The 13,531-nt window shown below is 69.3% G+C and carries 14 protein-coding genes; 7 read left to right on the top strand and 7 right to left on the bottom strand.

Annotated features, from left to right (window positions below):
• Nucleotides 1-152 precede the first annotated feature (152 nt).
• Both AB0L97_RS35130 and AB0L97_RS35135 read right to left on the bottom strand, forming a co-directional pair.
• The gene (locus AB0L97_RS35130) at nt 153-782 is read right to left on the bottom strand and encodes a DUF1003 domain-containing protein (protein ID WP_364438475.1); all 630 of its coding nucleotides are present in this window, start codon (nt 780-782) and stop codon (nt 153-155) included.
• A gap of 58 nt (nt 783-840) precedes the next feature.
• On the bottom strand, nt 841-2,121 hold the full coding sequence (locus AB0L97_RS35135; RefSeq protein WP_355077356.1) for a CBS domain-containing protein: 1,281 nt from the start codon (nt 2,119-2,121) through the stop codon (nt 841-843).
• A 63-nt stretch (nt 2,122-2,184) separates the two neighbouring features.
• On the opposite strand from AB0L97_RS35135, the gene AB0L97_RS35140 reads away from it, so the two are divergent.
• Genes AB0L97_RS35140 through AB0L97_RS35150 form a run of 3 tightly spaced genes read left to right on the top strand, consistent with a single transcriptional unit; the run spans nt 2,185 to nt 4,230 of the window.
• Nucleotides 2,185-3,141, top strand: a complete 957-nt coding sequence (locus AB0L97_RS35140; RefSeq protein WP_355077354.1) for a CoA ester lyase — start codon at nt 2,185-2,187, stop codon at nt 3,139-3,141.
• A 12-nt stretch (nt 3,142-3,153) separates the two neighbouring features.
• Nucleotides 3,154-3,645, top strand: a complete 492-nt coding sequence (locus tag AB0L97_RS35145; protein WP_039800517.1) for a general stress protein — start codon at nt 3,154-3,156, stop codon at nt 3,643-3,645.
• Between the two features lie 3 nt (nt 3,646-3,648).
• Complete coding sequence (locus AB0L97_RS35150; RefSeq protein WP_356969749.1) at nt 3,649-4,230, top strand: suppressor of fused domain protein; 582 nt, start codon at nt 3,649-3,651, stop codon at nt 4,228-4,230.
• 12 nt (nt 4,231-4,242) lie between these two features.
• Here the strand turns inward: AB0L97_RS35150 and AB0L97_RS35155 are convergent, their stop codons facing one another.
• Nucleotides 4,243-5,334, bottom strand: a complete 1,092-nt coding sequence (locus AB0L97_RS35155; RefSeq protein WP_355077388.1) for a magnesium and cobalt transport protein CorA — start codon at nt 5,332-5,334, stop codon at nt 4,243-4,245.
• A gap of 75 nt (nt 5,335-5,409) precedes the next feature.
• Between AB0L97_RS35155 and AB0L97_RS35160 the strand changes: the two genes are divergently transcribed.
• The 4 genes from AB0L97_RS35160 to AB0L97_RS35175 all read left to right on the top strand — a co-directional run bounded on the left by AB0L97_RS35160 (nt 5,410) and on the right by AB0L97_RS35175 (nt 9,822).
• Nucleotides 5,410-6,264, top strand: a complete 855-nt coding sequence (locus AB0L97_RS35160) for a PHP domain-containing protein (RefSeq protein ID WP_355077350.1) — start codon at nt 5,410-5,412, stop codon at nt 6,262-6,264.
• A complete protein-coding gene (locus tag AB0L97_RS35165) occupies nt 6,261-6,527 on the top strand; it encodes a hypothetical protein (protein WP_355077348.1) in 267 nt (88 codons plus the stop codon). Before AB0L97_RS35160 ends, AB0L97_RS35165 begins: the two co-directional genes overlap by 4 nt.
• Before the next feature lie 50 nt (nt 6,528-6,577).
• Nucleotides 6,578-8,119, top strand: a complete 1,542-nt coding sequence (locus tag AB0L97_RS35170; protein ID WP_364438398.1) for an FAD-binding protein — start codon at nt 6,578-6,580, stop codon at nt 8,117-8,119.
• 515 nt (nt 8,120-8,634) lie between these two features.
• The gene (locus AB0L97_RS35175; protein WP_355077345.1) at nt 8,635-9,822 is read left to right on the top strand and encodes an NADP-dependent malic enzyme; all 1,188 of its coding nucleotides are present in this window, start codon (nt 8,635-8,637) and stop codon (nt 9,820-9,822) included.
• Nucleotides 9,823-9,935: 113 nt separating this feature from the next.
• Here the strand turns inward: AB0L97_RS35175 and AB0L97_RS35180 are convergent, their stop codons facing one another.
• The 4 genes from AB0L97_RS35180 to AB0L97_RS35195 are packed head-to-tail and all read right to left on the bottom strand — an operon-like array spanning nt 9,936 to nt 13,473.
• A complete protein-coding gene (locus AB0L97_RS35180; RefSeq protein ID WP_364438402.1) occupies nt 9,936-10,664 on the bottom strand; it encodes an ABC transporter permease in 729 nt (242 codons plus the stop codon).
• Nucleotides 10,661-11,329 (bottom strand): ABC transporter permease, encoded by a 669-nt coding sequence (locus tag AB0L97_RS35185; RefSeq protein WP_364438405.1) that lies wholly within the window; start codon nt 11,327-11,329, stop codon nt 10,661-10,663. Before AB0L97_RS35185 ends, AB0L97_RS35180 begins: the two co-directional genes overlap by 4 nt.
• 49 nt (nt 11,330-11,378) lie before the next feature.
• Complete coding sequence (locus tag AB0L97_RS35190) at nt 11,379-12,527, bottom strand: ABC transporter ATP-binding protein (protein WP_356969741.1); 1,149 nt, start codon at nt 12,525-12,527, stop codon at nt 11,379-11,381.
• Between the two features lie 13 nt (nt 12,528-12,540).
• Complete coding sequence (locus AB0L97_RS35195; RefSeq protein WP_364438479.1) at nt 12,541-13,473, bottom strand: ABC transporter substrate-binding protein; 933 nt, start codon at nt 13,471-13,473, stop codon at nt 12,541-12,543.
• Nucleotides 13,474-13,531 lie beyond the last annotated feature (58 nt).

The following is a 13,531-nucleotide window of genomic DNA, read 5'->3' on the forward strand; positions in this document are numbered from 1 at the left end:
CCCGAACCACTCACCACCACACCAGCAACAACCAAAGCCGAGACCGTTATCGGAGCAGATACACGCATTCGGCCACACCCAATCCTCGACGTCGTGGGAGCGGCCGTCCGGGACATCCCCTGCCCAGGCCGCTCTGGACAACGTTGTCCAGGTTACCCACCAGTCAGGTCCTTATTCGGTATTTCCGGTTGATCACTGGTTACCGACGGTGAAACCGATGCCGGAGCGGGCTTTCGGCCGGAGCTTTTCTTGCGACCGCCCTTTCCTGCGCTGTCCGTCCGGCTCTCCGCATCCGGGGATTCCGCGTACTCCATGCGGTCCAGAATTCCTTTCAGCTCTTCCAATTCCCGGCGCAGGTAATCGCGCGTGGCCACTTCGCCGACCGCGATGCGCAGCGATGCGAGTTCCCGGGCCAGGAACTCGGTGTCCGCCTTGGTCTGAGCGGCCCGCACCCGGTCCTCCTCCAGGGCGACCCGGTCCCGGTTGTCCTGCCTGTTCTGCGCCAACAGGATCAGCGGCGCCGCGTAGGCGGCCTGAGTGGAGAACGCCAGGTTCAGCAGGATGAACGGATACGGGTCCCAGCGCAGCGCGACCACGAAGATGTTCACCAGGATCCAGACCACCACCACGATCGTCTGGACCGCTAAATACCGACCGGTCCCCAGGAATCGCGCCACTCGCTCGCTGCTGCGGGCCAAAGCCTCGGCGTCCCACTCCAATCGGAACCGGCTTTCCACCGGCGTCTCCAGCCGTTGGCGGGCCCTGCTGTGACCGAGCCGCACGCCCGGGTCGTTCTCGCTCACGGTGTGTCCTTTCGGGCGTGCGCGGGGTCGTGCGGGCTCACGCTCCGCCCCGTTCGTCGGTCTCTTCCTGGTCGCGCCAGTCCTCGGGCAGCAGGTGGTCGAGGACGTCGTCGACGCTGACCGCGCCGAGCAGGTGATTCTCCTCGTCCACCACCGGTCCGCAGACCAGGTTGTAGGTCGCGAAGTACCGGGTCACCGCGGCCAGAGGCAGTTCGGGACGCAACGTCGACAGATCGGTGTCGAGGATTCCGCCCACCAGGTGGGCGGGTGGTTCGCGCAGCAACTGCTGGATGTGCACCGAACCGAGGTAGCGGCCGGTCGGCGTAGCGGTGGGCGGACGGACCACGAACACCATGGAGGCCAGCGCGGGAGTGAGGTCCGGGTTGCGCACGCGCGCCAGAGCTTCGGCCACCGTCGTGGAGGGGGTGAGAATGACCGGCTTGGGCGTCATCAAGCCGCCCGCGCTGTAAGGGGAGTGCTCGAGCAGCCTGCGCACCGGCTCGGACTCTTGCGGGTCCATCAGGGCGAGCAGCGATTCGGCTTCGCCCTCGGGCAGTTCGCCCAGCAGGTCGGCGGCGTCGTCGGGGTCCATCGCCTCCAGCACGTCGGCGGCCCGGCGCACCTCCAGGTGGCTGAGCAACTCGACCTGCTCGTCGTCGGGCAGTTCCTGCACCACGTCGGCCAGACGTTCGTCGTCCAGCGCGACGGCCACCTCGATCCGCCGTTTCTCCGGCAGCTCGCGCAGTTGCTGTGCCACGTCGGCCGCGCGCATGCCCTCGAACCGTTCGAGCAGTTGCGTCACGTCCTGTCCCGGCCTGCCGATCTCGTGGGGCGTCAGGCCGGACACCCTGGTCCAGTCCACCACGTGCACCGTGCGCCTGCGGCCAAGCCTGCGGTGCCCGCGCACAGCCACCCTGCTGACCAGCCAATCCCTGGAACGCGCCTGTTCGATGCCGAGATCGGCCACGTGGACGTCCACGCCGGCCAGGTCGGGCAGGTCGGGGTCATCGACCCGCACCATCGAGTCGACGATCTGCGCCAAGGCGAGCATCTCGCCCGGTCGCTGGGTGAAACGGCGCAGGCTGACCGTTCCGGTGTTCAGCGTGACCACGCCGGGCTCGATCGCGGTGATCCGCAGAATCGGCACGAAAATGCGCCGCCGGGTGGGCAGTTCGACGACCAGGCCGTGCACGCGGGGCTGCTGGCGGTCGGACCGCACGGCCACGACGACGTCACGAATCCGGCCGATAGACTCCCCGTCCGGTCCCAGTACCGCCAAACCGGCCAGCCTGGCGACGTACACCCTGGTAGCTGCCATGCTGCCAAGGCTAGATGTTCGCGCGCGGGTGTTCGCATCCCGCCACGATCGACGGGAGTGATCATGAAGCCACGCCGTTCGGTGCTCGCGTGCCCGGGCAGCAACCCGAAGATGATCGAGAAGGCCAAGACGTTGCCCGTCGACGAGGTGTTCCTCGATCTGGAGGACGCGGTCGCTCCGGTCGCGAAGGCCGAGGCGCGGGCGAACATCGTCGCGGCGCTGAACGACTCCGGGTGGGGAACGCAACTGCGGGTGGTCCGGGTGAATGACTGGACCACCGAATGGACCTACGCCGACGTCATTTCCGTGGTCGAGGGCGCGGGCGCGCGGCTGGACGCGATCCTGCTGCCCAAGGTGACCGACGCGGGCCAGGTGCGCGCGCTGGACCTGCTGCTGACCCAGCTGGAGAAGACCTGCGGCTTGGACGTCGGACGGATCGGCATCGAGCCGCAGATCGAGAACGCTGTGGGACTGCGCGACATCGACGCGATCGCCACCGCGAGTCCCCGGGTGCAGACCCTGGTCTTCGGCCCGGCGGACTTCATGGCCAGCATCAACATGCGCACGTTGGTGGTCGGCGAACAGCCGGAGGGCTACGACACCGGCGACGCCTACCACCACATCCTGATGACCATCCTGCTCGCCGCCCGCGCCCACGGCCTCCAGGCGATCGACGGCCCGTACCTGCAGATCCGGGATGTGGACGGCTTCCGCCGAGCCGCCGCGCGCACAGCCGCGCTCGGGTTCGACGGCAAGTGGGTGCTGCACCCCGGTCAGATCGAGGCGGCCAACGAGATCTTCAGCCCGCGGCAATCGGACTACGACCGCGCCGAGGAGATCCTGGACGCCTATGCCTTCCACACCTCGGCGGCGGGCGGCGCCCGCGGCGCGGTGATGCTCGGCGACGAGATGATCGACGAGGCCAGCGCCAAGATGGCCCAGGTGATCGCGGAAAAGGGCCGCGCCGCCGGAATGACGCGCACCACGCGTTTCACACCACCGCGGGATGCGTCGGAATAGCAGAATGGAACTATGACGAATCCCTTGGGGAACTCGAGCCGTGCGCGGCAGGCCCTCCCGACGCCTCCGTCGGGCTGGCCGGTCGGCTCCTACCCGACCTACGCCGAGGCGCAGAAGGCGGTCGACTATCTGGCCGACAACCAGTTCCCGGTGCAGGACGTGACCATCGTCGGTGTCGACTTGATGCAGGTCGAGCGGGTTCTCTACCGGCTGACCTGGGGCAAGGTGATCGGCGGCGGCGTGGTGTCTGGCGCCTGGCTCGGCCTGTTCCTCGGTCTGCTGCTGAGCCTGTTCACCACCAGCGGCGCGCTGGGCCCGCTGATCGTCGGCTTGGTCGGCGGCATCATCTTCGGCCTGATCTCGACCTCGATCCCGTACGCGGCGACCAGGGGTCAGCGCGACTTCGCGTCCACCATGCAATTGGTGGCTGGCCGCTACGACGTGCTGTGCGATCCGAAGTCGGCCGAGCAGGCACGGGACATGCTCGCGCGGCTGGCGATCTGACGTATGGAAGTGCTGGAGACGGTCCGCACCGAGGTGCTGGGCCATTTCGGTGTGGACGCCGCGAACGTCGACGCCGCGTCGGTCACTTTTCTGGGCTTGGAGCCGATCGAGATCCTGCGCATCGTCGAGGACGATCTGGTGCACTACGTGACGCTGGGCGGCAGCAGGCATCCCATGGGCGATCCCACCGCGGTGCACGCCGACCCGGTGCGCGGCCCGCGCGCGGAACTCGTGCTGACGTTGCGGTCCGGTGTGGGAGCCAGCTCGGGCCTGGCCAAGTCACTCGGCGTGCTCGCCGCGGCGCCGGTCGTGGAAGGTGTTGTGCTGCAAGCGGACGCGCTGATGGATCTGGGTGAGCCGATGTGGCGCGACGCGCCGTTCACCGCGGTTCTGCTCGGTGAGAGCGACATTCCCGCCGTGCCGCTGCCGGACCCGGCGGAGCCGGTGCGGTATTTCGCGGTGACGCCGGTGACCGCGACCGAGGCGGCATGGGTCCGGGTGCGGGGAGCGCAGGCGTTGCGGGAGGCATGGCAGGAGGCGGGCATCGACGTGCGCGACCCGAGGCGCGGCGCCGCCAGCTTGTGATGCCCAGCCCGGCTACAGCCACTTGTTGCGGCGGAAGGTGAAGAACAAGCCGGTGCAGATGGCGAGGATGAGCACCCACACCATCGGATAACCCCAGACCTGGTGCAGTTCGGGCATGTGGTCGAAGTTCATCCCGTAGATGCCCGCGATCATCGTCGGCACGGCAGCGATCGCCACCCAGGCCGATATCTTGCGCATATCCGTGTTCTGCTGCACGCCGATCCGGGCCAGCGCGGCGCTGATCAGCGCGCTGAGCGCCTCGTCGAAGTCGTTGATCCGCTCGGCCACGGCGGCGTGATGCTCGGCGACATCGCGCAGGTAGCGCCGGACCTCCTTCGGCACCGGCAGATCGGTTTTGCGGCTGAGCTGTTCCAGCGGCGCGGCGAGCGGATTCACCGCGCGCCGCAGCTCGACCACCTCGCGCTTGAGCTGGTAGATGGATTCCACCGTGACCTTGCTGCGCGGGGTGAAGATCTCCTCTTCCATCTCGTCGATGTCGTTCTCGACCGACTGGGCCACGTCGATGTAGGAGTCCACGATCCGGTCGGCGATCGCGTGCAGCACCGCGCCCGGTCCGAGGGCCAGCTGCGCGGAGTCCTCCTCCAGCGCCTTGCGTACCTCGGCCAGTCCGGAGTGCTCACCGTGCCGGACGGCGACCACGAAGTCGGGACCGGTGAACACGATGATCTCGCCGGTCTCCACGATCTCGCTGACACTGTTCATCTCGTGCGGGACGTAGCTGACCGTGCGCAACACCAGCAGCAGCGAATCGTCGTAGCGCTCCAGTTTCGGCCGCTGGTGCCGTTGCAGGGCGTCGTCGGTGGCGAGCTGGTGCAGGCCGAACGTCGCGGCGATGTCTTCCATCTGCGTCTGGTCGGGATCGTGCAGGCCCACCCAGACGAACCCGTTCGGCTCCTCGCGGGCTCGCGCGAGTGCGGCTTTGTGGGTGAACCGTCCGGGCAGACGCTTTCCGTCCACGTACACCGCGCAGTCGACGATCGCCTGCGCCGTCGGAACCGGGATGAACCGCTGCTCGGACTGCGACGGCGTCCGGCCGGATCCACGAAGCGAGGAAAGCGGAGAAAAGGACGGCACGCTGACGATGCTACGTCGCCGCAGGCCGGCGGAACGTCGCCTGCGCGTGCGGGGGGACGGCGCAGCACTGTAAGACTTGAAGGCGTGCGCATCGACCTGCATACCCATTCGACCGCGTCCGACGGCACCGATACTCCGGCGGAACTCGTACGGAACGCGGCCGCCGCGGGCCTGGACGTCGTCGCGATCACCGATCACGACACCACGGCCGGATGGTCGGAAGCGGTCGACGCGCTGCCGAAGGGGCTGACGCTGGTCCGCGGCATGGAGATGTCCTGCGTCGGCCTGGGGGAGGATGGCTGGCCGGTACCCGTACATTTGCTGGCTTACCTGTTCGACCCGACCCATCGCGGCTTCGCCGAGGAACGTGAGCGGCTGCGCGCCGAACGGGTGGAACGGCTGCGCGCCATGGCCGAGCGGATGGCGGCCGACGGACTGCCGATCGATCCCGACGCCGTGCTGGCCTCGGCTGGGCCGTCGGCCGGGCGCCCGCATCTGGCCCGGGCGCTGGTCGCCGCGGGCGTGGTGCCCAGCGTGGACGCGGCGTTCGACGAATTGCTCGCCCCGCACGGTCCCTACTACGCCGAGAAGGCCGACACCCCGCTGCGTCGCGCGGTGCAGATGATCGCCACCGCGGGCGGAGTCAGCGTGCTGGCGCACACCAGGGCGCGCAAGCGGGGCAGGCTGCTCGCCGTCGACGACATCCGGGAGCTGGCCGCGCTCGGGCTCGGCGGCCTGGAGATCGCGCACCCGGACCACTCCGCGGCCGACCGCGAGCTGCTCACCGATCTCGCCGCGGAACTCGGCCTGCTCACCACCGGTTCATCGGACTATCACGGCACAAACAAGACCATTCGGCTCGGCGAGTTCACCACCGACGCAACGCAATTCGAGAAGCTGGTGGGCAAGGCCTCCGGCGTGCCGGTGATCGCCGCGTGAGATTCGTGCGCGGCCTCAGCGGCGTCGTCGCCGGTGGCGTCGTGGTGGGCATGCTGGTCGTGGTCGGCGCCGCGGTCATCGCGCAGCGGCGCGGCTTCCCCGGTCCCGGTGCCGAATCGGTGGCCTGGCACGTGGCGGCCGCGGTGGTCGCCCTGGCGGCGCAGATATATTCGGACCGGCATCGTGGTTCGGCCGCCTTTACCGGTTCGATGATCGTTTTTCTGGCTGCTGGACTATTGCTGTGGACGCAATGGTGGAGCTGACTCCCGAGTTTGGTTGCGGGCCGATGAATTGTGCCCGAACATTTTTCTTTATGACCGAACTCGAGACGGATGTACTGGTACTCGGCGGTGGTCCCGCCGGTACCTGGGCGGCCGTCTCGGCCGCCGCGGCCGGCGCCACCGTGGTGCTCGTCGACAAGGCGCGCTGCGGGTCGAGCGGGCCGACGGCGTACGGCGCGATCTCGCTGTGGCACCTTCCGCCCGGCCCGGCGCGGGACGAGGCGGTCCGGCGCGGGCACGCGCACGGCGGCGCGCTGGGTGATCCGGACTGGATGCACCGCGTGCTCGAGGAAAGTCATCAGCGGGTCGAGCAATTGGCCCGCTGGGGCTATCACATCGCCGGTGACCCCGCGGGTCCGGCCAGGCGGCGCAGCTATCTCGACGGCGCCCGCTACCTGCGGCGAATGCGCCGCGCGGTGCGGGAAGCGGGGATCCGGGTACTCGATCATCACCCGGCGTTGCAACTGCTGGTGGACCGCGACGGCGTAGTGCGCGGCGCCACCGGGCTGCGCCCCCATGACGGGTTCGGGCGCTGGACCGTGCGCGCGGGTGCGGTCGTGGTGGCCACCGGTGGCTGCGCGTTCCTGTCCGGGGCGGCGGGCACCGACGTGGACACCGGCGACGGTCTGTTGTTCGCCGTGGAAGCGGGCGCCGAGCTGTCCGGGATGGAGTTCTCCTGCGCCTACAGCCTGATTCCGCCAGGCAAGGCCGAGCCGACCGCGCTGCGGAATCTAGCCTTGCGGTACGCCCCGCTCTACGACGAATCCGGCGTCGAGCTGCCCGGGCATCGCTCGGCGGCGCTCGCGGCCATCGCCGATGGTCAGCGGGTTTTCGCCGCCCTGGACGACGTACCGGTGGCCCTCCGGTCCCGGCTGGCGCGCCATGGCTTCGTCGACCGTGCCGAACGGGTGCCGCTGCGCGCCGTGCTGGAGGGCACCGTGCGCGGCACCGGCGGACTGCGCGTCACCGGACCGGAATGCGCGACCACCGTCGCGGGCCTGTTCGCCGCAGGCGCCGTGGTCAGTCGCGAGCCGCTCACCGGCGCGGTGAGTGGATTCGGCGGACTGAGCGCGGCGTGGGCGATCGCTTCCGGCGTCTGGGCAGGCGCGGGCGCGGCGAAATTCGCCCGGACGACGGACCGGCGTGCCCCGGCGCGCGAGGTGACCGGAGCCGGGCTCAACGTCGTGGCGCGGATCGATCCGAGGGCGGTGGTCGGCCTCGTCCAAGAGCACACTCTGCCGTTGCGGCGCAGCTACTGGCGCAGCGCGGGCAGCCTGCGCGACAGCATCGGCGAACTCGACGGCATGTGGCCCGGGGCGGAATTCGACCTCGGCGGCAGCGGCGCCGACCTGCTGCGGGCCCGGCAGGCCGCCGCGCTGCTCGCGGTGGCGCGCTGGACCAAATACAGCGCGCTGACGCGCACGGAGAGCCGCGGCATGCACCGCAGGACCGATCATCCCGGCGCGTCCGACACCTGGCGGACGCGACTGATGTCCGGTGGCGTGCGCAGCGTGTGGGTGCGCCCGGACGCGCAGAGGACGATGCCGGAGCAGCCCCGCGATATCGTCGCTTGACAGAGCGCCGCCGGGCGGAGCTCGGCCCGCTGGTACTCACACCGCCGCCGCCCCGAGCGGTGCGATCGCTCACCGCGTGCGACTGCTGAACGGGGAGTTTCCGCTTACCTGAGGGTAATTCCCGCCCCATAACGTTGGGTGATGGAGCGCGACACGGCCCAGGGGGTAACCGGTTTGGCAACTTGCCTACCGGACTGGCAGAATGTGTCGGATTCCTTGCCTCCGCCACCGCCGGGTGAGGGAATCACGGAGGTCTCCGCCTCGCCGACGTACCGTCGCGACCCGCGAGATCGCACCGCACGTTCTGTCCGGGCGCACCCGCTCGGTTCTGCTTCGCGGATCAGTGCCGCGCCCGCCATCGAGAACTCGGCAAGTCGCGTTCGCCGCTCGCAGCCAGCTCGAAACGCACCGGTCAGCGCACCCGATGAGCGTCGTGAAACCCCTTATACCCATTACCCGGTGGTAACCGTCCCCCGGTTTAGCCCGACCCGAGCAGGAGTGAAATCGTGTCACCTGTGACTGATGCACCGAATTCCACGGCAAGCTTGTCCGAAATCACAAACGACGAAATTTTCGCGGGACATCTCGGCGGCAAGCTCTCGGTCGAACTCAGTGCGCCCCTGGAGACCCAGCGCGATCTGTCGATCGCCTACACCCCGGGCGTCGCCCAGGTCAGCCGCGCGATCGCGGAGGACGAAGCGCTGGCCAAGCGCTACACCTGGACCGATCGGCTCGTGGTCGTGGTCAGCGACGGCACCGCCGTGCTCGGCCTCGGTGACATCGGCCCGCGCGCCTCGCTTCCGGTGATGGAGGGCAAGGCGGCGCTGTTCAAGAAGTTCGCCGGGCTGAATTCGATCCCGATCGTGTTGGACACCAAGGACGTCGACGAGATCGTCGAGACGCTGATCCGCCTGCGGCCGAGCTTCGGCGCGGTGAACCTGGAGGACATCTCCGCGCCGCGCTGCTTCGAGATCGAGAAGCGCGTCATCGAGGCGCTCGACTGCCCCGTGATGCACGACGACCAGCACGGCACCGCCATCGTGGTGCTCGCCGCGCTCAACGGCGCCGCCAAGGTGCAGGGCCGCGGCATCGAGGGCCTGAAGGTCGTGGTGTCCGGCGCGGGCGCCGCGGGTGTCGCGTGCACGAACATCCTGCTGGCCGCCGGTGTCCGCGACGTGACCGTGCTCGATTCGAAGGGCATCGTCGGCGCCGACCGCGGCGACCTCAACGAGGTGAAGGCCGAGCTGGCCACCCGCACCAACCCGCGCGGCCTCACCGGCGGCGCGGCGGAGGCGCTGGCAGGCGCCGACGTGTTCCTCGGCCTGTCGGCCGGTCTGATCGCCGAGGAGCTCATCGCGTCGATGGCTCCGGAGGCGATCGTGTTCGCCATGTCCAACCCGGACCCGGAGATCCACCCCGAGGTGGCGCGCAAGTACGCCGCGATCGTGGCCACCGGCCGCAGCGATTTCCCGAACCAGATCAACAATGTGCTCGCGTTCCCCGGCGTCTTCAAGGGCGCGCTGGACGCGGGCGCCCGGCGGATCACCGAGGGCATGAAGATCGCCGCCGCCGACGCCATCCTCAGCGTCGTCGCCGACGAACTCGGCCCGGACAAGATCGTGCCGAGCCCGCTGGACCCGCGGGTCGCTCCGGCCGTCGCCGAAGCGGTCGCCGCCGCCGCTCGCGCCGAGGGCGTCGCGTAACGCCACCGCACGCCGGCACAAGGGCGCCCATTCGACCGCGAATGGGCGCCTTTTGCGTGTCGCGGCCGAGTAAGCGCCTCGCGTCACCGACGACTGAGCGGACACGTGGAGAGCTAGTTGGGCACGGTGGCTCGGTCCTGGGTCGATAGCGGAGCAGATCGCGCGGCCGGGGTCGGGCGACGCAACCGGACGGTGCCCGGCGCGCTGACCCACACCGCGAACGCCAGCAGCCCGTCCAGCAGCATGGCAAGCACCGCCACCAGCAGCGCGCCGACCAGCACGCGGTCGTAGCGGTAGAGGCTGATGCCGTCGAAGATGTAGCGGCCCAAGCCGCCGAGGTTGACGTAGGCGGCGATCGTCGCGGTGGCCACCACCTGGAGGGTCGCGCCGCGCAGCCCGGTGAGCAGGATGGGCAGCGCGTTGGGCACCTCCACTCGGAACAGGATCTGCCGTTCGGTCATGCCCATGGCGCGCGAGGCGTCCACGACGTCGGCGGGAACGTTCGCGATTCCCGCGTACGCGCCCGCGAGCAGCGGGGGGATGCCGACCGTGATCAGTGCCAGCAGCGGCGGTATCAAGCCGAGGCCGAGCAGCAGCACCAGGAAGGTCAACAGGCCGAGGGTGGGCAGCGCGCGCATGGCGTTGGCGAAGCCGACCAGCACCGCCGCCCCACGCCGGGTGTGGCCGATGATCAGGCCGAGCGGTACGGCGATCACCGCGGAGACGGCGACGGTCAGGAAGCTGTACCAGAGGTGCTGAACGATGCGGCTCCCGATGCCCGACGGACCGCTCCAGTTGGCGCCGTCGGTGAAGTAGTGCCAGGCGTCGAGGAAAAGGTTCATGCCGCAGTGCCTTTCGCCCTGACGGTCCTGGCGTCCGCGCGCACCCAGGGCGTCGACCAGCGGCCCAGCGCGTACACCACCCGGTCGGCGACCAGCGCGAGCGCGAGCGTCACGATGATGCCCGCCATGATCTCGTCCGGATAATCGCGCTGGTAGCCCTGGGTGAACAGTTTGCCGAGCCCGCCGACGCCGATCAGCGCGCCGACCGACACCATCGCGATATTGGTCACCACCACCACCCGCAGACTGGATACGAAGACCGGCACGGCAAGTGGCATATCCACGGTGAGCGTGCGGCGCAGCGGGCCGTGGCCCACCGCGTCGGCCGCGTCGAGCACCGTGGCGGGCACCGAGTCCAGAGCCGCCGGGACCGCGATCACCAGCAGCGCCGTGGAATAGATGGTGAGCGCGATGATCACGTTCAGCGGGTCGATGGCCGAGATGCCGACGAGCGGAGGAATGATCACGAACAGCGCCAGCGACGGAACGGTGTAGGCCAGGCTCGCGGCGGTCACCGCGACCCGGCGCAGCCACGCCGCTCGCCGCACCAGCGCGCCGGCCGGGACCGCGATCGCCAGGCCCAGCAGTAGCGGCACCAGGGCGAGATAGAGGTGGGTCGCGGTGATTCCCATGATCTCCGAGAAGTTCTCGACGAGGTATCTCATGCCGCTCTCCGGATTCCGGCGTGCACGACGCCGTCTCGCTCACGTCCGTTCACGGCACTCGTTCTTCGAAGAAGTGCCGGTTGCGTTCGGCGTCTTCGTGGGCGCGCTGCCCGGCCAACTGCTCGAGCACCTCGGTGGCCAGCACTCCGCCGCGTACCGCACCGGCGCCGTCGACGGCGACACCGATTCCGGATGGCGAGGAGATCGCGGCGTCCAGCGCTTGGCGCAGGTCGCCGGACGGGGTGAACAGCGAACCGCCCGCCGACATGCTGTCCGACAGTGCGCGGCCCGCGCGGAATCCCTCGACGCCGGTGACGTCCATCCAGCCCACCGGCTTGCGGTCGGTGTCGACCACCAGCACCCACTCGCCCGCGTCGAGTCGCAGTTCGCGCACCTCATCCGTGACAGCCGTCCGGATCTCGTGCAGCGGAATCTCATTCGCGGACCGGAAGGACAATCCGCGGTAACCGCGGTCGCGGCCGACGAAGTCGGCGACGAAATCGGTGGCGGGCTGGGCGAGCACGCGTTGCGGCGCGTCGTACTGCTGGAGCACTCCGCCGCGTCCGAACACCGCCACGCGATCGCCGAGCGTGATCGCCTCATCGATGTCGTGTGTGACGAACACGATGGTCTTGTGCAATTCCGCCTGCAACCTTTGCATTTCGACCTGCAATTCGGCGCGCACCACCGGATCGACGGCGCTGAACGGCTCGTCCATCAGCAGGACCGGCGGGTCGGCGGCCAGCGCGCGGGCCACGCCAACGCGCTGCTGCTGACCGCCCGACAGCTGCGCCGGATACCGCTGCGCCAGCGAGCGATCCAAGCCGACCCGGTCGAGTACCTCGAGCGCCGCGGCACGGGCGGCCCGGCGCGAGTCACCGCGCAGGACCGGAACGGTCGCGACATTGTCGACGACCGTCCGGTGCGGCAGCAGTCCGCCGCTCTGGATGACGTACCCGATCCCGAGGCGCAGCCGGACCGGATCGACGGTCGAAACATCCTGCCCGGCAATGGTGATCGTCCCCGAGCTGGGCACGATCATGCGGTTGATCATTCGCATCGAGGTCGTCTTACCGCAGCCGGAAGGCCCGACGAACACGGTGAACGACCCGGACTCGATGCGCAGATCCAGGTCGGTGACGGCGTGCGTGCCGTCCGGATAGGTCTTGCTGATACCGGAGAATTCGATATCGGACACCGAATCTCCCTCCCTAGCCGACCGGCTTGTTCAGCCCCTTGGCGGCGACCCAGGCCGCGGCGGCGGCCTTGGGCTCGGTCTTGCCGGTGCCGGAGACCGCCTCGTTGAGCTTGATCAGTTCGGCGGTGGTCAGCTGCGCGGATACCGCGTTCAGCGCCGCGAGCGCCTTGTCCGACTTCTTGCTCGCGTTGAGCAGCGGCACCACGTTCTGCGGCGGGAAGTTGTGCTTCGGGTCGTGCAGCACCACGAGGTCGTTCTGCGGGATGGCGGGCGAGGTGGTGAAGATATCGGCCGCGGTCACCTGGCCCTCGACCAGCGCGCGAACCGTCGCGGGACCGCCGCCGTCGGTGATCGGCACGAAATTGCCCGCCGCGACATCCAGGTTGTAGTTCTTCTTCAGGCCGGGCAGACCGCCCGCACGCTCCTGGAATTCGGCGGGCGCGCCGAATTTCACCTCGGCCGAGTGCGCGGCCAGGTCGGCGATCGTGCTCAGGTTCCAGCGCTGGGCGGTGGCGCGGGTGACGACGACGGCGTCCGAGTCCTCGCCGGGCGCGGGCGTGCCGATCGCGAGATCGGAACCGAGCGCCTTGCCGAGCGCGCTGTTCACGTCGGCCGCGCTGGTGGCGGTGGCGTTCTTGTCCAGGTACTGCAGCAGATTGCCGGTGTACTCGGGGATCACCGAAATGGCGCACTTCCGCAGGGCGGGAAGGTAAGCTTCCCGGCTGCCGATGCCCAGCTTGGTATCCACGCTGAAGCCGTTCGCGCGCAGCACTTCCGCGTACACCTCGGCGATGGTCTCGGACTCGGGGAAGTTCGCCGAACCGACGGTCAATCCGTCTCCCGAACAGCTGCCGCCGGTGGCGAGTGGATCGGAATCGCCACAAGCCGACAGGGCCATCGCGACGGCGAGGGCGGTCGCGGCGGCGAGGATACGGGCGCCGCGCAGTGCGACACGCGCGGCGGGGTGCCGGTGCGCGGCGGCACCGGGGGTGCGGGTGGATTTC

This window comes from Nocardia sp. NPDC051911, from assembly GCF_040681035.1.
Lineage (GTDB): Bacteria > Actinomycetota > Actinomycetes > Mycobacteriales > Mycobacteriaceae > Nocardia > Nocardia sichangensis.

Bases quoted from the DNA above. Each gene is read 5' to 3' on its own strand.
- AB0L97_RS35145 (WP_039800517.1), top strand. From the start codon at position 3,154: ATGACGAATCCCTTGGGGAACTCGAGCCGTGCGCGGCAGGCCCTCCCG.
- AB0L97_RS35170 (WP_364438398.1), top strand. From the start codon at position 6,578: ATGACCGAACTCGAGACGGATGTACTGGTACTCGGCGGTGGTCCCGCC.
- AB0L97_RS35135 (WP_355077356.1), bottom strand. From the start codon at position 2,121: ATGGCAGCTACCAGGGTGTACGTCGCCAGGCTGGCCGGTTTGGCGGTA.
- AB0L97_RS35150 (WP_356969749.1), top strand. From the start codon at position 3,649: ATGGAAGTGCTGGAGACGGTCCGCACCGAGGTGCTGGGCCATTTCGGT.
- AB0L97_RS35140 (WP_355077354.1), top strand. From the start codon at position 2,185: ATGAAGCCACGCCGTTCGGTGCTCGCGTGCCCGGGCAGCAACCCGAAG.
- AB0L97_RS35185 (WP_364438405.1), bottom strand. From the start codon at position 11,329: ATGAGATACCTCGTCGAGAACTTCTCGGAGATCATGGGAATCACCGCG.
- AB0L97_RS35180 (WP_364438402.1), bottom strand. From the start codon at position 10,664: ATGAACCTTTTCCTCGACGCCTGGCACTACTTCACCGACGGCGCCAAC.